The sequence below is a fragment of the Tumebacillus lacus genome (assembly GCF_026410385.1).
In the GTDB taxonomy this organism is placed as follows: Bacteria; Bacillota; Bacilli; order Tumebacillales; family Tumebacillaceae; genus Tumebacillus; species Tumebacillus lacus.
In genome coordinates, this window is record NZ_JAPMLT010000009.1 from 87,130 (window position 1) to 109,831 (window position 22,702).

The 22,702-nt window shown below is 58.5% G+C and carries 23 protein-coding genes and 1 riboswitch; of the genes, 4 read left to right on the forward strand and 19 right to left on the reverse strand.

Annotation, left to right across the window (positions count from 1 at the left end; all coding sequences use genetic code 11):
* The first annotated feature begins 68 nt into the window (after positions 1-68).
* Positions 69-749, forward strand: coding sequence for a thiaminase II (gene tenA, locus OS242_RS14695; RefSeq protein ID WP_267152444.1), 681 nt, complete (start codon positions 69-71; stop codon positions 747-749).
* Positions 750-850: 101 nt separating this feature from the next.
* On the opposite strand, the gene OS242_RS14700 is transcribed toward tenA, so the two are convergent.
* From OS242_RS14700 to OS242_RS14725, 5 genes are all read right to left on the reverse strand, one after another.
* Entirely contained in the window at positions 851-1,387 is a 537-nt protein-coding gene (locus tag OS242_RS14700) for a hypothetical protein (protein ID WP_267152445.1), read from the reverse strand.
* Positions 1,388-1,514: 127 nt separating this feature from the next.
* Positions 1,515-3,071, reverse strand: a complete 1,557-nt coding sequence (locus tag OS242_RS21330) for a glycine betaine ABC transporter substrate-binding protein (RefSeq protein WP_323372961.1) — start codon at positions 3,069-3,071, stop codon at positions 1,515-1,517.
* A 1-nt stretch (position 3,072) separates the two neighbouring features.
* Entirely contained in the window at positions 3,073-4,212 is a 1,140-nt protein-coding gene (locus tag OS242_RS14715) for an ABC transporter ATP-binding protein (RefSeq protein WP_267152446.1), read from the reverse strand.
* Positions 4,213-4,356: 144 nt separating this feature from the next.
* Positions 4,357-4,510, reverse strand: a riboswitch (cyclic di-AMP (ydaO/yuaA leader).
* A gap of 45 nt (positions 4,511-4,555) precedes the next feature.
* Positions 4,556-5,377 carry a pyrroline-5-carboxylate reductase gene (proC, locus tag OS242_RS14720; protein ID WP_267152447.1) on the reverse strand — a complete coding sequence of 274 codons (822 nt, stop codon included), beginning with the start codon at positions 5,375-5,377 and terminating at the stop codon, positions 4,556-4,558.
* A gap of 29 nt (positions 5,378-5,406) precedes the next feature.
* A complete protein-coding gene (locus tag OS242_RS14725) occupies positions 5,407-5,568 on the reverse strand; it encodes a hypothetical protein (protein ID WP_267152448.1) in 162 nt (53 codons plus the stop codon).
* A gap of 55 nt (positions 5,569-5,623) precedes the next feature.
* Here OS242_RS14725 and OS242_RS14730 point away from each other — a divergent pair, with 55 nt between their 5' ends.
* Positions 5,624-6,370: a YwaF family protein gene (locus tag OS242_RS14730; protein ID WP_267152449.1), complete on the forward strand. Its 747-nt coding sequence runs from the start codon at positions 5,624-5,626 to the stop codon at positions 6,368-6,370.
* 68 nt (positions 6,371-6,438) lie between these two features.
* Here OS242_RS14730 and OS242_RS14735 read toward each other — a convergent pair whose 3' ends face one another.
* The 4 genes from OS242_RS14735 to rlmD all read right to left on the reverse strand — a co-directional run bounded on the left by OS242_RS14735 (position 6,439) and on the right by rlmD (position 9,717).
* Positions 6,439-6,906, reverse strand: coding sequence for a GNAT family N-acetyltransferase (locus OS242_RS14735; RefSeq protein ID WP_267152450.1), 468 nt, complete (start codon positions 6,904-6,906; stop codon positions 6,439-6,441).
* A gap of 74 nt (positions 6,907-6,980) precedes the next feature.
* Positions 6,981-7,400, reverse strand: coding sequence for a DUF2935 domain-containing protein (locus OS242_RS14740; protein WP_267152451.1), 420 nt, complete (start codon positions 7,398-7,400; stop codon positions 6,981-6,983).
* A 147-nt stretch (positions 7,401-7,547) separates the two neighbouring features.
* Complete coding sequence (locus OS242_RS14745; RefSeq protein ID WP_267152452.1) at positions 7,548-8,183, reverse strand: pyridoxamine 5'-phosphate oxidase family protein; 636 nt, start codon at positions 8,181-8,183, stop codon at positions 7,548-7,550.
* A gap of 109 nt (positions 8,184-8,292) precedes the next feature.
* Positions 8,293-9,717 carry a 23S rRNA (uracil(1939)-C(5))-methyltransferase RlmD gene (gene rlmD / locus OS242_RS14750; RefSeq protein WP_267152453.1) on the reverse strand — a complete coding sequence of 475 codons (1,425 nt, stop codon included), beginning with the start codon at positions 9,715-9,717 and terminating at the stop codon, positions 8,293-8,295.
* A 136-nt stretch (positions 9,718-9,853) separates the two neighbouring features.
* Between rlmD and OS242_RS14755 the strand changes: the two genes are divergently transcribed.
* Complete coding sequence (locus OS242_RS14755) at positions 9,854-11,086, forward strand: MFS transporter (protein ID WP_407702117.1); 1,233 nt, start codon at positions 9,854-9,856, stop codon at positions 11,084-11,086.
* Between the two features lie 52 nt (positions 11,087-11,138).
* On the opposite strand, the gene OS242_RS14760 is transcribed toward OS242_RS14755, so the two are convergent.
* From OS242_RS14760 to OS242_RS14805, 10 genes are all read right to left on the reverse strand, one after another.
* The gene (locus OS242_RS14760) at positions 11,139-11,462 is read right to left on the reverse strand and encodes a nucleotide pyrophosphohydrolase (protein ID WP_267152454.1); all 324 of its coding nucleotides are present in this window, start codon (positions 11,460-11,462) and stop codon (positions 11,139-11,141) included.
* Position 11,463: 1 nt separating this feature from the next.
* Positions 11,464-13,395: a RecQ family ATP-dependent DNA helicase gene (locus OS242_RS14765; RefSeq protein WP_267152455.1), complete on the reverse strand. Its 1,932-nt coding sequence runs from the start codon at positions 13,393-13,395 to the stop codon at positions 11,464-11,466.
* A complete protein-coding gene (locus OS242_RS14770; RefSeq protein WP_267152456.1) occupies positions 13,388-14,374 on the reverse strand; it encodes a hypothetical protein in 987 nt (328 codons plus the stop codon). The genes OS242_RS14765 and OS242_RS14770 overlap by 8 nt, the downstream gene beginning before the upstream one ends.
* 210 nt (positions 14,375-14,584) lie before the next feature.
* Positions 14,585-15,475, reverse strand: a complete 891-nt coding sequence (locus tag OS242_RS14775) for a 5'-3' exonuclease (RefSeq protein ID WP_267152457.1) — start codon at positions 15,473-15,475, stop codon at positions 14,585-14,587.
* Positions 15,476-15,584: 109 nt separating this feature from the next.
* Positions 15,585-16,406: an enoyl-CoA hydratase-related protein gene (locus tag OS242_RS14780; protein ID WP_267152458.1), complete on the reverse strand. Its 822-nt coding sequence runs from the start codon at positions 16,404-16,406 to the stop codon at positions 15,585-15,587.
* Positions 16,407-16,426: 20 nt separating this feature from the next.
* Positions 16,427-17,320, reverse strand: coding sequence for a nitroreductase family protein (locus tag OS242_RS14785; protein ID WP_267152459.1), 894 nt, complete (start codon positions 17,318-17,320; stop codon positions 16,427-16,429).
* A gap of 94 nt (positions 17,321-17,414) precedes the next feature.
* A complete protein-coding gene (locus OS242_RS14790; protein ID WP_267152460.1) occupies positions 17,415-18,482 on the reverse strand; it encodes an HD-GYP domain-containing protein in 1,068 nt (355 codons plus the stop codon).
* Positions 18,483-18,568: 86 nt separating this feature from the next.
* Positions 18,569-19,339, reverse strand: a complete 771-nt coding sequence (locus OS242_RS14795; protein ID WP_267152461.1) for an SDR family NAD(P)-dependent oxidoreductase — start codon at positions 19,337-19,339, stop codon at positions 18,569-18,571.
* A gap of 157 nt (positions 19,340-19,496) precedes the next feature.
* Positions 19,497-20,327: a hypothetical protein gene (locus tag OS242_RS14800; RefSeq protein WP_267152462.1), complete on the reverse strand. Its 831-nt coding sequence runs from the start codon at positions 20,325-20,327 to the stop codon at positions 19,497-19,499.
* Between the two features lie 144 nt (positions 20,328-20,471).
* Complete coding sequence (locus tag OS242_RS14805) at positions 20,472-20,996, reverse strand: hypothetical protein (protein ID WP_267152463.1); 525 nt, start codon at positions 20,994-20,996, stop codon at positions 20,472-20,474.
* Positions 20,997-21,095: 99 nt separating this feature from the next.
* On the opposite strand from OS242_RS14805, the gene OS242_RS14810 reads away from it, so the two are divergent.
* On the forward strand, positions 21,096-22,688 hold the full coding sequence (locus OS242_RS14810; RefSeq protein WP_267152464.1) for a M2 family metallopeptidase: 1,593 nt from the start codon (positions 21,096-21,098) through the stop codon (positions 22,686-22,688).
* Positions 22,689-22,702: the final 14 nt, after the last annotated feature.

The window sequence follows — 22,702 nt, forward strand, 5'->3', positions numbered from 1 at the left end:
TCTTCACAAGCTATGCTATGATTTAAATGGTTATTAATACGAACGCCACCGAAAGGGGACCGTACCACATGAAATTTTCCACCTATCTCCGCGAGAAAGCCAACACTTCCTGGCAAGCGAGCTTCGAGCACCCGTTTGTCACCGGGATCGCCGACGGCAGCCTGCCGCTGGAGAGCTTCAAATATTACGTGCTGAACGACTCCTACTACCTCTCCGTCTTCGCCAAAGTCCAAGCGCTGGGCGCAGCAAAAGCCTCAGACCTGCACACCACGTCCCGCATGGCCGCCCACGCGCAAGGCACCTACGAAGCGGAGCTCGACCTGCACCGCAACTTCACCAAACGCCTCGGCATCACCGAAGAGACGATCGCAACGTTTGAACCGGCACCGACCGCCTACGCGTACTCCACCCACCTGCTGGCCGTCGCCCACACCGGCACGCTCGGCGAGATCATCGCCGCGATCCTCCCTTGCTACTGGCTCTACCAGGAGATCGGCGAACGCCTCCAAGGCTCCACCCCGGCCGAGCCGATCTACCAAGACTGGATCAACGCATACGGCGGTGACTGGTTCGCCACCCTCGTCCAAGAGCAGATCGACCGCCTCGACGCCCTCGCCGAACTCGCCACCCCGGAAGAACGCAAACGCATGGAACGCCACTTCCTGATCTCCAGCCAATACGAGCTCTCCTTCTGGGCGATGGGCTACTCCTTGGAAAAATGGCCGGTGGAGGAACCGGAGACGGTGTAAGTTTTTGGCTGACCAGTAAGTGTGCCAATGAAATATGGATGACGATTCGTCATAAAAAGGTCCGCGATCTACATCGCGGACCTTTTTTGTAACGAGTCACGCTATTTGACCAACTCAACACTCAGACCCGAGTTTGGACCGCTCGGTGCTTTCAACGCAGCATCCACGCCCAAATTACCGCGCAGGTCGGCCAAAAGTTCAACCGGGTCGATGATCTGACCTATTTTCTCCAGCGAATCATGACGGGGTTGAGTGACGGGTTTCGCGCGATAGATGCGCAGTTTGGCTCCGGTCTCTCCGAGGGCTCGACGGCAAAGCGCCCGAACATAAAATTTATTAAACTCGCCTTCCGCCAACATTTCGTGGGCATTGTACGAGACGCGGACCATCTGGACCCCGCCGCTTTTATGTTTGCGCGGTTCCAGATCCGATAACAGACGCTCCTGCAAAATCTTCGAGGCTAACAGGGCTGCATCACCCGTGAGCATCGCTTCCTTCAAAAGAGTCGGGAATCGTCCAAGTCCATCCTCATTCAAACGAGGACTCAGATACAGCCGGCCCGCACTTTGGTCCAGTTCCAGCTCTTCCACCATCAAATGCCGAGTCTGCTCATCTAAATCGTGAAAAGTCAGCGTCACGCCAAATCCCCCTCGACAGAACATTTGTTCTCGTTTATAGTATGATTATACCGCATATTCTGCCACTTGCCTAGCAAAAAAAGGGACAACAGCCCTCGGCCATCGCCCCTTTTTTCACTCGATTTTCCTACTCGATCAGACCCTCTTTTTTCAACCATTCCTCTGCCACAGATTTGGCTTGTTGCTTTTCCACATCCACTTTTGCGTTCAGTTCGGCCATCTCTTGCTCGTCGATCTTGCCTGCGAGCAGATTCAGCGTGTCGCGCATGTCCGGATATTGTTCCAGCGCGTCCTGACGCACCAGCGGGGCCGCATAGTACGGCGGGAAGAAGTGTTTGTCGTCCTCCAGCAGCACGAGGTTGTTCTGGATCAAACGCCCGTCTGTCGAGTACGCGTCGATCAGTTGCACCTGTCCCGAGTTGAGCGCAGTGTACTTCAGACCCGCGTCCATCGACTTGACGTCTTTAAAGTTCAGATCGTACGTCTTCGTCAGACCCGGCATGCCGTCCGGGCGGTCCAGAAACTCCTGATTGGTGCCAAACACCAGCTCGCCCGCGACAGGTCGCAGATCGGATACTTTTTTCAAACCGTACCGCTTCGCCGTCTCCTGCGACACAGCCAGCGCGTACGTGTTGTTAAAGCCGATCGGCTCCAGCCAGTCCATCCGGTACCGCTCGGCAAACGCCTGCTTCACCTCGTCGTACACCTGTTGCGGATCGGATGCCGCTTCCTTGTTGAGGATATTGACATAGCCCGTCCCCGTGTACTCGACGTAGACATCGGCGTTGCCGCTCTTCATCGCACCAAACGCGACATCCGTCCCGCCGAGATACGATTTGACCTCGACCGGCACGTCCAGCTTTTCTTCCAGCAGACGCCCCACCAGATAGGCCATGATGTCCTGCTCGGTAAAGTTTTTGCCGACGACGGTGATCTTCTCACCCGCCGCCGATGAGGTGGTTACCGCCGTATAGCCGAGCGACAGCACCAGCACCGCGCACGCCGTCGCCACGACCGCCTTTTTCCACATCGGCGTCGTCTTCACCTTGCCTTGCTTCACCCGCAGGCCGCGCGGTGTGACCGCCGTGTCGAGCCACGCCAGCAGCATGTCGAACAGGATCGCCATCACCGCCGCCGGGATGGCCCCGGCGAGGATCGTGCCCGTATCGGACGTCGAGATGCCGCGCAGGATCAGATCACCGAGACCGCCCGCGCCGATAAACGCCGCCAGCGTCGCCACGCCGATCGTCATCACCGCCGCCGTGCGGATGCCGGCAAACACCATCGAACGGGCCAGCGGCAGTTCGACCATCCGCAGCATCTGTCCCCGCGTCATGCCCATGCCGCGCCCTGCCTCCAGCAACGCCTTGTCAACGTCGAGGATGCCCGTGTACGTGTTGCGCAGGATCGGCAGGAGCGCGTACATCACCATCGCGATGATCGCCGGCACCGTCCCGATGCCAAACAGCGGAATCAAAAAACCGAGCAACGCCAGCGACGGGATCGTCTGAAACACCGACACCACGCCCATCACCGGACCTGCGATTTTCCGATAGCGGGTCAGCGTGATGCCCAGCGGCACCGCGATCAGCACCGCCCAGAACAACGCCACCATCGACAACCACAGATGCTGCTGCGATGCCGCGAGCAGATCCGGCATGCGTTCCATCCACATCGTCCACATCTCACGCACCGGCGCTCACCTCCTCCAGATAGGGTTTCGCCAGCACATCGACCAGCGACGCACGCGTCAGCAGGCCGGCCAGCTTGCCTTGACTGTCGACGACCGGCACATAGCCGTACGGAGCTTCCTGCACCAGCGAGATCGCCTCCGTCAGTGGAGTGCCCGCCCGCACGGTCACCGCGTCGGTGCGCATCACCTCGCCGAGCGACAGCGACTCCTCTTGATAACGGTCGTAGATGTCGGCCGTGTTGGCGATGCCGAGATACTTGCCGCTCGGATCGGTGACCACGACGCCGGTGACACGCTTTCGGTGCATCGTCTCGACCGCCTCGGCCAGACCTTTTTTCGGGCTCATCTTGACCGGGCTCCTCAGCATCACGTCCTCGACCACCCACGATTGGTGCGACGACAGACGCTTTTCGCCGATAAAGTCCCGGACAAATTCATTGGCCGGACGGCGCAAGATCTGGTCGGGCGTCGCCTGCTGGATCACCTGACCGCCTTGCATCACGATGATCTGATCGGCGATCTTCAACGCTTCATCCATGTCATGCGTGACAAAGATGATCGTTTTGTGCAACTCTTGGTTCAAACGGATCAGCTCGTCTTGCAACCCTTCACGAGTGATCGGATCGAGCGCCGAGAACGGTTCGTCCATCAAAATGATCGGCGGGTCGCTCATCAGCGCCCTCGCCACACCGACACGCTGTTGCTGACCGCCGGACAATTCGCCCGGATAGCGGTCGCGGTAGAGGTTTGGATCGAGTCCGACCGTCTCCAGCAGGAGATCGACCTTGTTCACATCCATCGCGCTCTTGCCGCCTTGCAGCCTCGGCACCAACGAAACATTCTCCGCGATCGTCATGTGCGGAAACAAACCCACTTGCTGAATGACGTAGCCGATGCCGCGACGCAGGTCGACCGGGTTCATCTTTGTGATGTCCTTCCCGTTTACCAGCACGCGCCCTTTCGTCGGCTCGATCAATCGATTGATCATTTTCATCGTCGTTGTCTTGCCGCACCCGGACGGACCGACAAACACCACGATATTACCTTCGGGAATGTTGAGATTCAAGTCTTCGATGACGACTGTCTCCCCGTATGCCTTTCGTACTCCTTCAAATACGACCGCATGGGACAATGATAAACACCCTTTCTCTTTTGGAAGATTGCAAGAAAAAAAGACCCAACTCCGTCGCGAGCAGGGTCCTTTGCAAACAAATAAAAAAGAGACCTTGCCTTTCTGGAAAGAAAGCGGGTCTCCGAACAAATAACGGTACTGTCCATGACCCATCCACACGCTGACGAGGTTAGCTGACGGGCTCGGGATAGATGGTTCCCTACGGTGTCCTGCCGAAACAGAAAACCGATGCGCCCCAGAGAGGAAGTGGTTCCCCCGCTTTCCGACCGGAATGACGGAAATTAAGCGTTGTCACTAGTATATCTATATATCTTCGCTCTGTAAACAGAATCGTGCGAATGGATTATTTTTCTGCCATCTCGCGGGCTCTGGCGTTCGTTGCCACGACTGCGTCCTGCAACGCTTCCGCATAGCCGCGTTCGTCCAGCACGCGCAACCCGGCAGCCGTTGCCCCGCCTGGGGTCGTCACCCCATCGCGCAGTTCGGCTGGCGGGGTCCCCTGCTTGAGCATCTTGGCCGATCCGTAGACCATTTGCGCCACGAGCTTGTTCGCTGTATCTGCCGACAGACCGTAGGAGACGGCCGACGCTTCCAGCGCTTCTACAAACCGATACAAAAACGCAGGTGCGCTGCCCGTCACTGCCGTCAGCTCATGAATTTGCTGTTCGGTGCACTCAGCAGATTCGCCGATCCCTGCGAGCAGCAGCGACAGGATCTCGCGGTGTTCCTCATGCACAGCCTGTCCGTATGTATACAGCGAGATCGACTCTCCGATCATCGCAGCCGTATTCGGCATCACCCACGCCACCGGCGTGCCTGCGGGCAAGCTCGCTTCCAAGAGCTGCGTCCCGACCCCGGCCGCCACCGTGACCACAAATTGTCCGCCGATCTGCGACGCGAGTTCGGCCAGCACCGCCTTGTGATCGCCCGGGGGCATCGCCAGCACGACAACCGTCGAGCGGCCGATCTGCTCCCGCCAGTCCTGCGTCACCGTCACGCCGTAGCGGGCCTGCAACGCAGCCAGCCGCTCCCGGTCGCTGCGGTTGCTGACGATGATCTCCCCGATGCGCGCATCCTCCCGGCGCAGCAGCCCGGCAAAGATCGCCTCCGCCATTCGGCCCGCACCGATAAACAGCACCGTTTGTCTCTGCGTTTGCGTCTCCACGAAAACGCCTCCTCTCCCGTCTCCACGACCTACTTGCCGTCAAACAGCCCGCCTTTTTTCAACTGTTTGCCCACTTTGCGGTTTTTCTCCATCGTGTCTTTCTCCGCTTTGTTGCCAAGGCCTCGCTGTTGGCCGCTTTTCTGTTTCTTTTGATCCACCAGTTTGCGCATCATTTCGATGTTTTTGTTCATAATGTCACCCTCCGGATGATAGAATACTAGCAATTGTACCTGAAAAAGGATGGAGGTGCCCACCATCGTCACGAATTTAGACAAATACTTCACCGTCGAAGGGCTGAACCATGCCTTTGTATTATTCTCGATTCCACACGTTGTCACCCTGCTTTTGCTCGGGTTCTTTTTGCTGCTGATCTGGCTGTACCGAGACCGACTGCGTCTCCCTCGCGCCAACCGGGCATTTCGCTGGTCCCTCGCCGCTCTGCTGCTCCTGTGCGAAGTCGCGCTGGAGGTCTGGCAGGTCTCCATCGGTGCGTGGACGCTGGATCGCTCATTGCCTTTGCAATTGTGTTCGATCTCGCTGTTGCTCGCCACGGTGATGCTGGTGACCAAAAGCTATGCGCTCTTCGAATTTCTCTACCTGCCCGGCATGGCCGGAGCCCTGCAAGCGATCCTGACACCCGATCTCGGTCATTATTCGTATCCGCATTTTCGCACGTTTGAATTCTTCATCGCGCACGGCGCAGTCGTCTCCGCTGCCTTCTTTATGATCGCCGTCGAACGCTATCGCCCCACTTGGCGCTCGCTCGTCCGCGCCTTCGTCGCCCTCAACCTGCTCGCCCTGCTGATCGCCGGGATCAACAAAGGCATCGGCGCCAACTATATGTTCCTCAACGCCAAACCGGAAAATGCCTCCCTGCTGGATCTTCTCGGCCCGTGGCCGTGGTACATCCTCTCCTTGGAAGCGGTCGCGTTGGCGATGTTTCTGCTCCTCTACGCCCCGTTCGCCGTGCGGGATCTGCTCGCTCGCCATTAAATTCACGACGCCTGACAGGATGACAAGAAAAAAGCTGTCGAGCCTTTGTTCTCGACAGCTCTGTTCCTTTATAAGATCAACCGGTTCACATGCTCATCGCCGTAGATCACACCTGTATCCTCGTAACCGAGTGAGCGGTACAACGACTCCGCCACCGAGTTGGCCGGGTTCAGAGTGAGTCGCATCTCCGACGCGTTCGGGAACCGCTCCTTGACCAGCGAGATCGCCGCCTGCACAGCTGCACGGCCGTAGCCCTGTCCCTGCCGCTCTTTGTCGATAAAGAACCCGTTCATCCACACCGCCGTCTCATCTTCAACTTCATAGGCGATCATCAAAAATCCGACGATCTCCTCCCCGTCACAGATCGCAAACGGCTCATACGACACATGATCGCCGTCCGGCCGCAGATAGACCTTCGCGACCGATTCGGCCACCGTCGGCACATACGTCGACTGATGCGGATGCAGCCCCAGAGCGTTGACCGCTTCCCAATTGTCGCGTGTGACGTGCCGCAACGTAACTTGCTGTTCCTTCAATGAAACTCTCCCCTTCTCCAGTGTCCTGTTTCTTCCAGCGTACCAGAAAAGAGGCCAATCGTCCCGCGTTTTTTCTACTCCAGCACCGTCTGCGCCACACCGATGAAATACTCCGACTCGCGCCGGATATGCGCCACGACGACCTTGGCGACCGGATTGCCTTTGATCGCTGTGCTGTTCGCCACCAGATGGTCGAGCACCGCAATAAAATGCTCGCTCTGCTTCACCGCAAAATACGTGAGCGCCAGCGTCTCATCGGAAAACCCTTTCGCTGCCTCCGACCCGGTACGGGCCAAAGACTCAATATAGCGCACCGCCAGCCCCTGCGTCCGGCCCAATGCCAACTCCCACTGCTCCATCGCCTTCACATAGTCCGGCTCCAGCCCTGGCGCGATGGTGCGGATCACCACCGTATGTTCCATCTCCTGCTGTTTCCAAAACTCGATCTCATCCAACACCCGCAACTGCATGTTATCTCCATACAGATATTGCACCGTCAATTCCTCCTGTCATCTGTCCTCCTTCCCAGCGTATTTCCGCGATTGCCCAGACGTACCTTGTCTCAGACAGCAAAAAGACGCCCCGTCAGCAGGCAGAGGCGCCTTTTCTGTTTTCTGTTTTCCATTTTATTCCTCACGGCTTCAATAGTATCGCTTCGTATAGCTCTCCTCCAGCATCACGACGACCTTCTCCTCCGTCACGCCCGGCAGTTTCACGTGATCGGCCAGGATCTGCGCCGGATTGGGCAGTTGCTCTCGCGCCAGCCACGTCTCCGGCTTCCAGATCTTGGATCGCATCAACGCTTTGGCACATTGGAGGAAACATTCCTCAACCTCGACCACGATCCCAAACAACGGACTGCGACCGTTCACCGCCATCTTCGCCAGCAAGTCCGCGTCGCGCACCACAACAGCCCGGCCGTTGATCCGCAGAGTCTCATTGAGACCGGGGATAAGAAACAACAGCCCGATCCGCGGGTTGGCGAGAATGTTGCGGATCGAATCGATGCGCTTGTTGCCCGGCCGTTCCGGGATCACGAGGCGCTTCTCATCCAACACATGCACAAATCCCGGCGCATCCCCGCGCGGCGAGGCATCGCAGTGCCCGTCGCGATCTGCTGTCGAGATCGTCACAAACGGAGACAGCGAGAGGAAATGACGCACATGTTCATCCAAGTGATGGATCACCTTGTTGGCCGACAGCAGCGAAGGTTCTCCCAGCAGATCGTGCAGTTCTTGTGCGGACGACACGATATCCTGCAAATCATCTATTTTCATGGTCAGCCTCCTGTTCACATTTACATATGCATCCAATTCGGCTGATCGTGCTCATTTCCTCCCGACAGACAAAACGAACCCGGTCGTTTACAACCGGGTTCCCTGACAGCTACTTGAGCCTCAGTTCCGTCACGCTCTCGACATGCGCCGTCTGCGGGAACATGTCGACCGGTGTGACTTTCTTGACTTCATACTTCTCCCCCAGCACGCCGCAGTCTTTGCCAAGCGTGGACGGGTTGCAGGAGACGTAGACGATTTTTTTCGGTGCCGTTTTCAGCAGAGCTTGGAGAAGTTCCGGATGAAGTCCCGTGCGGGGCGGGTCGACGACAACGACGTCGGGACGGAGCCCTTTTTTCATCCAGTCGACGAGGATCTGCTCCGCCGCGCCCACGACAAAGCGGGTGTTGGTGATCCCCGACTTTTCCGCGTTGCGCTTTGCATCGGCGATCGCTTCCGGGACGATGTCCATGCCGTGGACTTCCCGCGCTTTCGGAGCGAGCCACAGCCCGATGGTGCCGACGCCGCAGTACGCGTCGACGAGGACTTCCTTGCCGGTGAGAGCCGCTGCGTCGGCCACGAGGTTGTAGAGCTTGGTCGTCTGCTCCGGGTTGAGTTGGAAGAACGCACGCGGCGAGAGGGAAAATTGCACGTCGCCAAGTCGCTCTTCCATCACGTCCGCGCCCCAGAGCGGGAACGTCTCGTCGCCGAAGATCAGCGAGGTGCGGGCCGGATTGACATTTTGCATGATCGAGGTCAGTTCCGGCACTTGTTCCGCCATGCGCTTGACCAGTTCCTGTCGGTGGGACAGCTCTTTGGTCCGCGTGACGAGGGTGAGTTGGCACTCCCCCGTTTCAAATCCGACGCGGGCGACGACCGTCCGCAGCTCGCCTTTGTGCGTTTTTTCGTCGTAGAGTTTGACGCCGAGGTCGCGGGCGATGTCGCGGACTTCCTGCACGATGCGGTTGGTCAGCGGGTGTTGCACGTGGCAGCCGCTGACGTCGACGATGTTGTGGGAGCCAGCTTGGAACAGGCCGACGACCACATCGCCTTTGTGTTGGACGATGGGGAGTTGGGCTTTGTTGCGGTAGGACCACGGGTCGGACATCCCAACCGTCCGCTCGACCGGAGCTTTCGGCAGCTTGGCATAGCGGGCGAACGACTCGCGCACCAATTCTCGCTTCATATCCAGTTGCAGATCATACGACGCGTGCTGCAGCGAGCAACCGCCGCACTCCGCATAGACCGGGCAGCGGGGCTCGACCCGTTTGGGCGAGGCTTTGACGACCATCTGCAGTTCGGCGACGGCGTGCTTCGCCTCGACCTTGGTCACTTTGACGCGCACTTTTTCCTCCGGCAAGGCGCCTGGGATGAAGACGACTTGGCGGTCGATGTAGCCGATGCCTTCGCCGTTGATGCCGGTCCGCTTGATCTCCGTTTCGGCGATCTGGCCGACCTGCAATTTGATCGCTGTCGGTGCAGCGGCGGCCTGCTGTTTGCGGGGGCCTCCAGCCGGTTTTTTCTTATATGTAGTCACAAACGTGTGCCTCCTGTGATTGCGGTTGTGATTTAGGATACCACAATTTGCATCTGACAGTTGTGCCAAACAGAAATTGGGAGTATTCTTTTTAACAGATTGTTTCGAATCGCGAAGAAAAGGGGGAATCGCTGTGATTTCCGGGGTGCAACATCCGCAAGTGAAGACACAAGAGAACGTCACCGTCTATAAGATCTTGGTCGCGATTTCCTTGATCCATCTGCTGAACGACTCCCTGCAGGCCGTGATCCCGGCTGCCTTTCCGGTGTTGCAGCAGAGCATGAGCTTGACGTATGCGCAGATCGGGCTGCTCTCGTTTACGTTGTCGATGACCTCATCGGTGCTCCAGCCGGTCGTCGGTCTGTATACGGACAAACGGCCGACACCGCGCCTGCTGGCACTCGGGATGATGATGAGCATGATCGGGATGATCGGCATCGCCCTCGCTCCGAGCTATCTGCTGGTCATCTTCGCCATCTTCTTCGTCGGGCTCGGTTCGGCCGTGTTCCACCCGGAAGGCTCGCGCGTGGCGTACATGGCGTCCGGCGGGCGACGGGGATTTGCCCAGTCGATCTATCAGGTCGGCGGCAATGCCGGGAGCGCGATGGCGCCGCTGTTGACGGCGTTGCTGTTTGTCCCGTTCGGACAGTTCGGCGCGATCTGGTGCACAGGTCTCGCGCTGCTGGCGATCCCGGTCTGTCTGTATGTGGCGCGGTGGTATCAAGGGCAGCTCGACGCCGGTCTGTTCCGGGCGAAACCTAAAAAGACCGTCGCATCCGGAACGGCGGAAGCGGCCAACCGCCGCAAGATCGGATTTGCCATCGTCCTGCTGGTGTTTCTCGTCTTTGCCCGCAGTTGGACGTCGTCAGGCTTTCACAATTACTACCAGTTCTATCTGATCCACGACTACGGCATCTCGATCACCAACGCCCAAGCGTACGTCTTTACACTCGCCGTCGCCATCGTCGTCGGCACGCTGGTCGGCGGTCCGCTCGGCGACCGGGTCGGGCGGCGCAACGTGCTTCTGGTCTCGCTGCTCGGTGCGCTCCCGGTGACACTGCTCCTGCCGCACGTCTCGCTGTTCTGGGCCTATCCGCTGCTCTTCCTGCTCGGTGTCGTGCTCGCCTCATCCTCGGCGGCGACCGTCGTCTACGCGCAGGAACTCCTGCCGGGCAAAGTCGGCGTCGCCTCCGGGCTGATCGTCGGCCTCGCCTTCGGTCTGGGCGGGATCGGCTCCGTCGTGCTGGGCAATCTCGCCGACTGGTACGGATTAAAATTTGTCATGTGGTTCTGCTCCCTGTTGCCGCTGCTCGGGTTCCTCGCGTTCTTGCTCCCGAGCGACCGGAAATTGCGGGAGATGGTCGAGTAAATGAGCAGTATGAAAAACAGCACTCTGCATCGGAGTGCTGTTTTTCTGTGCTTTATTTCTCTTCCAGCGGCCATCTCGTGGCGTTGATCGCCATCTTGTCCTGCACGGCCTGCGCCAGATCGATGTCCTTGTGCTTGCAGAACTGGAGCAGGTAGATCAAAATATCGGCCGCTTCCAAACGGATTTCCTCGTACTTCTCCGGCCCTGGCTCAATCCATTGGAAATGCTCCAACAGCTCAGCCGCCTCGATGGCGACCGACGTCGAGAGCGTGCGACCGCTGTGATAGTTGTTCCAGCCGTGAGCATACGTGAAGTCGCAGATCATCTCTTGCAGTTGTGAGAGCGTGGGCTCGCTCTCTTTTTTAATGGTGGTCATCCTAGTACACCTCTCCCCATTGATCCAGCATGTTGCGTGCTTGTCGGATATTATACTCTTTTTCCTCGCGGCGCAAAAGGGCATGCACGGCGGGGATGCAGCGGCGGTCGTCGATCTTTTCCAGCGCCTTCAGCGCATACTGGCGGACCTGCGGATTGCTGTCCTGCAGGCGCGGGAGCAGATGCGGCACCGCGTCCGGGTGACCGATCTTGCCCAGCGCGGAACAGGCCATGCGCCGCGTGGTGACAGACGGCGAACCGAGCAACTCAAAGAGACGCGGCAGTTCGTCCGTATTTTTCTCGTTGCCGACGCGCAGCGCTTCCTCGCCCTCGGTCATCGAGAGGCGCATGTCTTGCGCTTGGTTCGGATCGAGGCGGTGCATCGGCATCAGGTCGGCGAGGATCTGCTGCCAGTCCAGCCTGTGCAGCGCGGCGTCGACGAGCGTCGGATTGAGGTGCAACTCCGGGTTGCAGACGTCGCAGCAGACGTCCGGACGCGACCGCAGGACTTCACCGAAGTAGGCGAGGATGCCTTCCCGACGGCAGACCGGCGAGCGCAGCAGGTCCACCACGCGGTTCAATTTGCCAAAGCGGCGCATCTTCAACCGCTCCACCTGCTGGAGCACGTCGGTGCGGCGTCCCTGCATCCGGTCGAGCTCCGGGCGGATCGCCACGCTGTCACCGGCCATGTCGAGCACGGTCAGGCAGCCGTAGCTCTCCCAGTGGTGGATCAACAGGGACAATTTATCATCGTCAAGCCCCGGCCAGCGGGTCATCTCCCGCCATGAGCCGCGAAACACACCGTCGGGCGAGATGCCGTACGCGATCCGGTCGAAGGCGGTGTCAAACTCGCGCTCGGTGGGAAATTCCCGTTTCAAGAAAAAGTGGTGGATGGCGCGGTCCTGCTCGTTGTAGATCGTCATGCACAAAGCGGGCTGCCCGTCCCGTCCGGCGCGTCCGGCTTCTTGGTAATAGCCTTCGACGCTGGCCGGCACGTGCAGATGCAGGACGAAGCGGATATCCGATTTGTCGATGCCCATGCCAAACGCATTGGTCGCCACGACGATCCTTGTCTGTCCGCGCATAAATTCGTCCTGCACGATCCGCCGCTCCTCCGGGTGGAGACCTGCGTGGTAAAAGGCGATGGAAGAGTCGGGCAACATCCGTTGCAGAAAGCGCGCGACCTCCTCGCATTCATTGCGCGAGGGGGCGTAGATGATGCCGGTGCCCTGCTGTTTGCGCAGAAAGGCGAGGGCTTCGCGGTATTTGTCTTCGCGAGTCTCTTCCCGCTTGAAAAGGAAGGTCAGATTGGGCCGGTCAAATCCGGTGACAAATTTGCGGCAGTCCTCCATCCGCAGGTGGATCAAGATGTCCTCCTGCACCTCGCGGGTCGCCGTCGCGGTCAGAGCGAGCACCGGGACGCGTCCGAGACGTTTGCGCACATCGCCGATCTGGAGATAGTCGGTACGGAAGTCATGCCCCCACTCGGAGATGCAATGCGCTTCGTCGACGACAAACAGCGAAACGGGGATCTCTTGCAACAGCGAGACGAACTCCTGCGAGCGCAGTCGCTCCGGGGCGATGTAGACCAGTTTGTAGCGGCCTTGACGCATGCCGTCCATGCGTTGACGCAGTTCGTTGTAGTTGAGCGAGGAGTTGATATAGGTCGCCTGAGGGATGCCGCGTCGGTGCAGTTGGTCGACTTGGTCTTGCATCAAGGCGATCAACGGAGAGATGACGAGCGTCACACCCGGCAAGAGCAGAGCGGGCAATTGGTAACAGAGCGACTTGCCCGCACCGGTCGTCATGATCCCGAGCACGTTTTCGCCTGCGAGCAGGTCGCGGATGATCGCTTCCTGTGCGCCGCGAAACTCGGCAAATCCAAAATGTTGTTGCAACGCCCCGCGAAGATCGATCATTTGCAGATCATGCATCCGGCGTCTCCTCCTCTCCGCCTGCCGTCTCCAACTCGATGCGTCGAAGCACGAGATCGACAGCCAGTTGCTCTGTGGTAGAAAATAAAGGTCTGACCCTTTCCGGGGAGTGAACGCCGTGTCGATGGAACGCCTGACGAATGGCGAGTTCCAACGCCGGGGCCATATAGCGTCGCAGATCGAAGTCAGCATCGACCGCTGCCCGGTCGAGCAGGTCTTCCGGCTGTTCAGCGTCTGCGTCTGCAGGTTCGATGACGGGCGTTTGGGCGGTTGAAAGCGCCTGATTTGTCTCAAGCAGACAGTCACTCTCCGGCACATTTTCGTATCCTGACTGTGGTGTTTGGGCGGTTGAAAGTGCCGAGTATGCCTCAGGCAGACAGTCACTCTCCGGCACATTTTCGCTCCTGAACTGTGAGATGATCGCCACGAGCCCCTCTCGCTCCAGCCCGGTTGCGCGGTCCGGCCTGTCCACCGCGTCGACGGGCGCGGGTTCCCACTCCTCGATCTGCTCCCACAGTTCGGCGCGGTCCGACGCTGCCTGCCGAACGGCATCGAGCAACGGCAACCGCTCCGTCACTTGACCGGCCGCCGCTTCATACGCGGTGCGCTCCCATTCGCGCACCGCCGACTCCGATGTGCCGAGCCGGGCTGCCAGCCGATGCGTGGCATAGCCGAGCCTCGCCGCACTCGGCAGTCCGCACAGGATCGCGGTCGCCTGCACAGGCTCCAGCGCGCCGAGCAACGCCGTCATCTCCTCGCGCGCCTGACGCGCCACCCATTGAAACGGCTCCCGGCGTTCGGCCAATTCCCGCAGCACGGCCGCGTCCGCAAATCGCTCCACGCCCTCACAGACCAGCGTAAATAGCGGCTCCCTCACACCGCTCTGCTGCCTCAGTTCATCCAGAGAGATCTGCTCCGCCCACACCGCTTCCGTCAGCACCTGCAGGGTCGCCCGCACCAGTTGCGCCTCGCGCTTCATCCTCACTCACCTCATCCCAGTTTGTGTCCGTACACAGGCTTGCTCCTCTGTTACTGTACCACATCCGCTCGATTTGAAAAGTGAAAAATAACTCTTGTTTTTACGAACGCCCGTTTGCTATAATGAGCGCAACCTCGTGTATTCCCCGATAAAAAATCCCCCTGCACCTAGCTCAGGGGGACCTGCCGATCTTTTCTTTCCCACATGCGATTACCCGACCTGCACCAACCGCTCCAGCGTGTTCACAAACCGATTCAGATCCAGTTCTGCCAACTTTTCTCTCGCCGTCTCCATCCGGAACGACAGACGGCACTGCTCCAACTCATGAACCAGCGGCACATCGGTGACGATCGTCGCCAACTGCTTGCTGAGCAGCGCGATCTCGCGGTGCGTTTCGATCTTTTCTTTCATCTTGCCTTTGAGCAGGTGCGTGTTGGCGATCAGGTTCTCCAGCGTGCCGTACTCATCGAGCAGTTTCTTCGCCGTCTTCTCGCCGATGCCCGGTACGCCGGGGATGTTGTCACTGGTATCGCCCATCAGCCCTTTCAGGTCGATGATCTGCTCTGCTGTCAGCCCCCACGTCTCCTGCAGGAACGCAGGCGTGTAGTAGTCCATCTCGGAGATGCCCTTCTTCATGATCGCGACGGTGATCCCGTCACGCACCAGTTGCAGCGCGTCGCGGTCGCCGGTCAGCACGAGCACGTCATGCCCGCCGTCCGCCGCCTGATGCGCGAGCGTCCCGATGATGTCATCCGCCTCATAGCGCTCGTCAAAGTGTTGCGGCACGCCCAGCGCGTTCAGCACATCCTTCATCGTCTCAAACTGCGGATGCAGTTCATCCGGCAGTTCACCGCGCGTTCCTTTGTAGGCCGGGTACAGTTCGCGGCGGAACGTATCGCGTGACACATCCCATGCCACAAACAGATGAGACGGCTGCATCTGCTCCACCGCGCGCAACATCATGTTCAAAAATCCAAAAACGCCGTTCGTGTATACACCTCGCGACGACTGCATGATCCGCCCGCGAAACGCACTGGCAAAGTACGCGCGCACCAGCATCGAGCTGCCGTCGACGATCAGAAATTTTGATTGGTTGTTCATCTTCGTCTGTCTCCTCGTCTCTATACTCGCTGTCCACTATTATAGCACATGGGAAAGGAGAGACTTTACAGACATCTCGATCTGGGAAGTTTTACGCAAAAGGCCTGCGTCATCTCCCTTTGTAGACCCCTTGCCGCTTTTCAAACAGCGCGTTCATCGCTTCGAGGTGGTCTTCCGTCTCGGTCACCACGGCCATATGCGAGGACACGAGGTCGAGTGCCGTGCGCAGATCGGTGCGCGCGCTCTGGTAGGCTGCCCGCTTGATCAATTGCACGGCGACGGGCGGTTGTGCGGCGATCTTGCGAGCGAGCGCGTACGTCTCCTCCATCAACCGCTCCTGCGGCACCGTGCGGTTGACCAGTCCGATCCGCTCCGCTTCCGCCGCATCGATCAAGTCACCGGTCAGCAGCAGTTCCAACGCCTTTGCCATCCCGACCAGTCGCGGCAGAAAATACGCCCCGCCGTCGCCCGGCACGATCCCCAGTTTCACATACGCCTCCGCAAATCGCGCCTTATCGGACGCGATCCGCAGATCGCACATCAGCGCCATGTCGCAGCCGGCTCCGATGGCGTCTCCGTTGACGGCGGCGATCACCGGCTTGTCGACCTGCTCCAACGTCAGCGGCACGCGCTGAATCAGTTTCCACAGCGAGTTTTTGCGGGCGAGCCCGGTCGAATGCGTATCGACCTCCTCCTCCCCCTGCTCCAAAAATCCGCGCCCTTCGCGCATCGCCCGCACGTCACCGCCCGCACAGAACGACTGCCCCGCTCCGGTGACCACCACCACGCGGATGTCTTCCCGGTCGCGGCAGGCTTCCAACGCTTGCACCCATGCCTCGATCATCGGAATGCTGAACGCGTTGCGCGCGTCCGGTCGATTCAGTGTGATCGTCGCGATCCCGTCTTGCACGTCAAACAGCAGATGGCTCATCAGTTGTCTCCTCCTCGTCCTTACAAAACGTCGAGATCTTCCGCGATATGTCCTGGCACAAAGAACGTCGCGATCGGATTGATCATCTCTTCCTCCGGCAGCCAGCGACCTTCGATGCCGAGCGCCCGCGTTGCCACTTTAAAATGAAGCATTGCGATCCCGCAACAAAGCCGACTGGAATTGGGCGCGCCCGGATAGACCAGCTTTTTTTCCTTGTACTCCTGGGTCGCGGACATCGAGATACGGCCGTCTTTGTGATAAAAGACATGCCAAGGCTGGGCATTGTACGAAGACGGGGCGATCTGCACGCATTCCATCCCCCGGTCAAACCAGCGCGGTGGCACCGTGTCTTCCAGATACGAGATCTCCTCCACCGCTTTTCGCTGGCCGCGGTTGGTGCCAAATTTAAACAATCCTTCATACAGCCCGCTCATCCCGGTCTTTTTCGCATAGCCGACTGGACTGACAGCCACGACCCGCTCGTTGTCCGCCAGCCCGATCATCTTCGCCGCCGCATCCGGCCGGAAAAAGCCGCCGATCCAGCAGGTATCAAATCCGAGCCGTGTCGCGTACAGGACGACCTGCTCGCCCATGTACCCGGCCGCTTCATAAAAATAAGGGTCCTCGATGTTTACCACAAATGCCACCAATGCCGGTGCGTTCTGAACCGCTCCGTAGCTGCCGATCACACCTTTAAAGATCTTCTTGGTCTTGTCCGTTCCTTCCAGCAACACCGTACGCGCTCTGACTCCGGGATACGGCTCCCAGCCCTTTTCAATAAAATCGGTCAATTTTTGCCGCAAGTCTTCGGGCAACGGCTCGCCCGTATAGGAACGCAACGAGTGGCGGTGTTCCGCCGCCTCGTACAGGGAAATCGCAGTCTCTCGCGTCATCTCGCGTGTCGCGTCTTGCATGAACTCAAACTCCTCTCCAGTTTCTGTTACTAGCATACCATAAAAAAGACACCCGGCTCTGCTGCTGCCGAGTGTCTCTAAAGTTGTTTTCGATCTAGTCGCGAACCACTTTCGAGATAAACGTCGTCGTCGCCGTTGCGAGATCGACCTCTTTCACATCGTGCGATTCCCACTCGCTGTCCTCGCGAGTGAACACGCGAATCACCGGACGGGCAGGCAGCCCTTTGTGCTGTGCGACCACGATGCCGACCTTGCCGTTGTCGAGCTTGACCGAGACGCCGGTCGGATAGACAGCGACAGAGCGCAGGAACTGGATCACCACTTCATGGTCAAACTTTTTCCCGGCCTGACTCATCAGATACTCGGTCGCCTCATGCGGCAACATCGTCTTGCGATCACCGCTGCCGTTGATCAGGTTGTCAAACTCATTGGCCACCGCGACGATCTTTGCGAACAGATGGATTTCATCGCCGCTGATCCCGCGCGGATAGCCGGACCCGTCCAGAAACTCATGATGCTGGAGCGCCACGTGTGCTGCGACGATGCTGACCTCGTTTTTCTTGCGCAGTCGCTTGTAGCCGCGCCACGTGTGCTTTTCATCATTGGCGAGTCCTTGCGGTACTTCCTTATCCTCTTCTTTGCGCAGCCGGTCCGGCAGTTCGATCTTGCCGATATCGTGCAGCAACGCCCCAAGGGCCAAATCACTCAGTTGTGCTCGGTTGAGCTTGAGGTTGACACCGATCACGATGGAGAGGATGCAGACGTTGACTGCGTGCATGAACAGTTCGTTGTCCCGCGTGCGAATGTCGGACAGGTTGACCAACACTTTGCGGTTGGTCAAGATCTCATCGATCACCGAACCGGTCGTCTGCTGGATCTGCTTGGTGTTGAAGTCCCCGGAGTTTTGGATATGCTGGACCGCCGTGGAGAAATTGTTTAACGCCTCCCGCCGAGTCTGTTCGGAGACGACTTCTTCGACGACCACATCCTGAAACCGCGCGTCCTGAATATAGATATAGGTGACGCCGAGACGGCGCAGCGTGCTGAGCATCCCGACGGTCAGTTGCACACCGGTATTTAGCAGGGGCCGGCCGTCGCTGGAGTAGATGGTTCTGGCCAGCACGTTGCCCGGCTGAACCTGATCGAGCGTAACATGGCGCATGTATAAACAACCCCATTTCTTTTCCTAAACGCTATTCTACTACAAATTTACCACAACTATGATGTTTAGGAAATCAAAGAAAAGTTCTAGTGGCGTGCCACTTTGCCCGCACCCGCTTGATCGAGCGGCTTGACGATGATCGTGTCGAGATTGACATGCGCCGGACGAGTCGCTGCAAAGACCACGCAGTCCGCAATGTCATCTGCTGTCAGAGGTGTCATGCCCGCATAGACCTCGTCCGCTTTCGATTGATCTTCAAGACGCACGACGCTGAAGTTCGTCTCGACCATCCCCGGATCGATCGACGTGACGCGCACCGGCTTGCCGAGCAACTCCTGACGCAGCGCCGTCGTGATCGCCCGCACAGCAAATTTGGTCGCGCAATACACAGCACCGCCCGCGTACGACTCCCAGCCGGCGACAGAGCCGATGTTGATCACGTGCCCGTTGCCGCCCTCGATCATGTTCGGTACTGCCTCGCGGGTCATCAACAGCAACCCTTTGACGTTGGTGTCGATCATCTGGTCCCAGTTGTCCGGGTCCGTCTCTTCGATCACCGGCGTCACGCCTTTGGCGAGCCCCGCGTTGTTCACCAGCACGTCGATGCGTCCATACGTCTCCATCGTCGCCGTTACGAACGCCTTGACCTGTGCACCGTCCCGCACGTCGAGCGGCAGCAACAGCGGTGCCGTGCCCGCCTCCCGCTCGATCTCTTGCGCCAGTTCGGTCAGCTTGGCCACGTCTCGCGCGCCGATGACGACGCGAAACCCTTCACGCGCCAACGCCACAGCCGTTGCCCGGCCGATCCCGCTCGACGCCCCTGTGATGATCGCGACATGATCTTTCCATCTGCTCATTTCCAACACACTCCTTGTCTTCTCTTCATCTAGCTTTTCCAATTCGCGACGAATGCCCCGGTTCCTGTCGATTTTTCCAAACAAAAAACCCCGGCAGATCACCGGAGTTATTTGCAAAGTTACATCTATATCTCTTGCGAATCCCTTGCGATCCCGCTTACAGATCCTTCGCCAGCCACTTGATGGTGTTGATCGCGAGCTTTGCATGGCTGTGCTGGGTGTAGCTGTAATAGGAAGCCACCGACGTGTAACCGGTGCCGTCGTTGTACGGCGAAGAGTCGCCGATCGCGGAGACACGGCCGCCGGACGGAAGTTGGGACGCGACGATGTACGGGTTGGTCGTGTCGCCGGACACATACGCGACGCCTTTCGCGTATGTCGAGTTGGTGATCTTGAAGGTGGCGCCGTTGTATACGCCGACTGCGGTTACGCCCGACGTGATCGCATGAGAGCGGATATCGGTCACCGGATCTTGGAACTTGTCGTTTTCGTTCACGCGGAAGCCAAAGTATTTGCCCACCCACTCGCTGGTCGAGGAGTAGTTGCCGAGGGTGTAGCCGTTGAAGATCTCGACCGAGTCCCAACCATCGCTGTTGCGGTCGGAGTTTGCATGGTCAGCAATCACGTACAAGCCTTTGCCCTTGTTGATGACAAAATCGTTGATCGCCGATTTCTCCGTCGAGGAGAAGTTGGTGTTCGGCTCCGGCAGGACCAGCACATCGACAGAAGACAGCAGTGTCGAGGTGATCGTGCTCTTGTTTTCGATGACATTGTAACCGGCGTTGCGCAGGTCGCGAGCCCAGTCGGAGTACGCGCCGTTGATCACCCAGTCCGCGTTGCCGCAGGTGTTGCACTTGGAGTTGTCAAACAGGATCGTCTTGCCAACTGCTTGCGCGGTATTGACAGCCTTCACGCCGTCAAACGCGAACGTTCCTGCCACAAGAGTGGATAACGTCAAGGAAAATACAAAGGAACGAGCGAATTTCATATGTGGATAGCCTCCAATGTTCGGGTTTTAGACTCTACCCCTATTATAAGACAATCCCTGTGAAAGTCTAGCTGTATTTTGAAAATGTTTTATTAATTATCGCCCCCCATCATTTCAACATCTATCCAAAAAAACAACCCGCTGCTAGAGCGGGTCTGAATATTTTTCTAAAACGTCCAAAGTCGCCACAAAATGTTCCAGCAACGGCTCGACGTCTTCAATATTGTGTTCGTCGATCTTGTCGCGAAACTCCAGCAGAACCCGGTACTTCCCGGTTCCCCCGTCGGGGAGCAGGATGCGCGTTTGTTCATGCACGATCTCCGCCACTTCGCCCCAAACCGACTCCAGGTGCCCTTGGATCGATGGGCTGTGGTTGCCATATTCATACGGCAGGTCAAAGCTCAATCTCAACCGGCAGCCCGGCAGTTCGTCGGCCAAGCGGATGTGCCGCAGCTCGCCAGCAAAGTCGAGCAGGCCGCTCGACAGCTCGAGACAGGCGGAGCAACATCCTTCCCGTTTGCGCACTTGCATGCGGAATGTCCGCGACATCGAGGCGAGATCCACGAGGTCCTCCCGGCCGGAGACCACCGCCCGCCCCTCTTCGTCCAGATCATACAGCCCCCCTTCAAACACCACTTTCAAATTGTCATAGATCGTTGGGTCAAACATCTGCCCACCGCCTTTCATTTCCATATGTTACAATAAAGAGATGTGAGAAGAAACCGTTCACATGTACTTCAGATTCTGCCATTCGTGGAGGGATATACTTTGAACCAACAGATGCAAAATTTTCTGGATCGCGTGATTCCGCAGGTCCGTGACTTGTACCGCGGTTACTCCATCGCCTATTGGGATGCGACCACCTCTGGAAATCCGGAAGCCGAGCAACGCTACTCCGACCTCAAAGGCCAGTTGCTCAAGGTCTTCGCCGACCCGGCCGCATATGCCGAACTGAAAGAGCTGAACCAACAAGGCGGCGTGACCGACCCGCTGCTCGGCCGTCAACTGGAAATGCTGCTCAACGAGTTTGCCGCGCAGCAGATCGATCCGGCCGATATCGAAGAGATCGTCAAGCGCGAGGCGGAGATCGAAGGCATCTTCACCGCGTTTCGCGCCACCGTCGGCGGCGAAAAAGTGTCGGACAACGAGATCTACCACATCCTCGAGACGGAAACCGACCCGGCCAAACGCCGCGAAACGTGGGAAGCGAGCAAGCAGGTCGGCGCACAGGTGGCAGACAAAGTGCTGTCGCTGGTCAAGTTCCGCAACGAGACGGCGAAAAAGCTCGGCTTTGACAACTACTACACGATGGGCCTGACCTTGCAGGAACTGGACCAGACCGACCTGTTCCGCCTGCTCGGAGAGCTGGAAGAAGCGACCCGCGCTCCGTTTGCCGCGATGAAAAAGGAACTGGACGCCGAACTGGCCGAACGCCTTGGCATCCAGCCGGACGAGATGCGCCCGTGGCACTATGTCGACCCGTTCTTCCAGGAGACGCCGGCCAGCGCCGCACTGAACCTCAACACCTATTTTGAAGGCAAAGACGTCGTCGCGATCTCCAAGCGCTATTTTGACGGCATCGGCCTCGACGTGCAGGCGATCCTAGACCGCTCCGACCTCTATGAGCGCGAAGGCAAAAACCAGCACGCCTACTGCATCGACATCGACCACGAAGGCGACGTGCGGATGCTCTGCAACGTGCGCGACAACGAATACTGGATGTCGACGATGCTGCACGAACTCGGCCACGCCGTCTACGATGTGTACCACGACGCCGACCTGCCGTGGCAACTTCGCCAACCGGCGCACATCCTGACCACCGAAGCGATCGCCATGCTGTTCGGCCGCCTCACCCGCGACGCCGATTGGCTGATGAAAGTGGCTGACGTACCGGCCGATGAAGTCAAACGCCTGCAGCCGCACATCGTCAAACAGCTGACCCGCTCGATGCTGATCTTCGTCCGCTGGGGACTGGTCATGACCCACTTCGAGCGCGACATGTATGCCAACCCGGATCAAGACCTGAACACGCTCTGGTGGGACTATGTCGAGCGCTTCCAGATGGTGCCGCGTCCGGAAGGCCGCCATCTCCCGGACTGGGCGGCCAAGATCCACCTCGGCGCATCGCCGGTCTACTACCAGAACTACATCCTCGGCGAACTGACCGCTTCGCAGTTGCTCGCCTCGATGCAGAGCGACCTCGGTGTCACCGACCTGATCGGCGACACGCGCATCGGCCAGTGGCTGTCGGAAAAAGTCTTCCGCCCCGGTGCCCGCTACTCCTGGAACGGCATGATCAAAAAAGCGACCGGCCATCCGCTCTCGGCCGAGCACTTCGTCCATCAGTTTGTCAAATCTTAATCACGCTGCACAAA

What these genes read in the sequence shown, in the direction of transcription:
- OS242_RS14805 (WP_267152463.1), bottom strand. Translation starts at nt 20,996, where the DNA reads ATGTTTGACCCAACGATCTATGACAATTTGAAAGTGGTGTTTGAAGGG.
- OS242_RS14790 (WP_267152460.1), bottom strand. Translation starts at nt 18,482, where the DNA reads ATGCGCCATGTTACGCTCGATCAGGTTCAGCCGGGCAACGTGCTGGCC.
- tenA (WP_267152444.1), top strand. Translation starts at nt 69, where the DNA reads ATGAAATTTTCCACCTATCTCCGCGAGAAAGCCAACACTTCCTGGCAA.
- OS242_RS14725 (WP_267152448.1), bottom strand. Translation starts at nt 5,568, where the DNA reads ATGAACAAAAACATCGAAATGATGCGCAAACTGGTGGATCAAAAGAAA.
- OS242_RS14795 (WP_267152461.1), bottom strand. Translation starts at nt 19,339, where the DNA reads ATGAGCAGATGGAAAGATCATGTCGCGATCATCACAGGGGCGTCGAGC.
- OS242_RS14775 (WP_267152457.1), bottom strand. Translation starts at nt 15,475, where the DNA reads ATGAACAACCAATCAAAATTTCTGATCGTCGACGGCAGCTCGATGCTG.
- OS242_RS14745 (WP_267152452.1), bottom strand. Translation starts at nt 8,183, where the DNA reads ATGAAAATAGATGATTTGCAGGATATCGTGTCGTCCGCACAAGAACTG.
- OS242_RS14780 (WP_267152458.1), bottom strand. Translation starts at nt 16,406, where the DNA reads ATGAGCCATCTGCTGTTTGACGTGCAAGACGGGATCGCGACGATCACA.
- OS242_RS14765 (WP_267152455.1), bottom strand. Translation starts at nt 13,395, where the DNA reads ATGCATGATCTGCAAATGATCGATCTTCGCGGGGCGTTGCAACAACAT.
- OS242_RS14800 (WP_267152462.1), bottom strand. Translation starts at nt 20,327, where the DNA reads ATGAAATTCGCTCGTTCCTTTGTATTTTCCTTGACGTTATCCACTCTT.
- OS242_RS14760 (WP_267152454.1), bottom strand. Translation starts at nt 11,462, where the DNA reads ATGACCACCATTAAAAAAGAGAGCGAGCCCACGCTCTCACAACTGCAA.
- OS242_RS21330 (WP_323372961.1), bottom strand. Translation starts at nt 3,071, where the DNA reads ATGTGGACGATGTGGATGGAACGCATGCCGGATCTGCTCGCGGCATCG.
- OS242_RS14785 (WP_267152459.1), bottom strand. Translation starts at nt 17,320, where the DNA reads ATGCAAGACGCGACACGCGAGATGACGCGAGAGACTGCGATTTCCCTG.
- OS242_RS14770 (WP_267152456.1), bottom strand. Translation starts at nt 14,374, where the DNA reads ATGAAGCGCGAGGCGCAACTGGTGCGGGCGACCCTGCAGGTGCTGACG.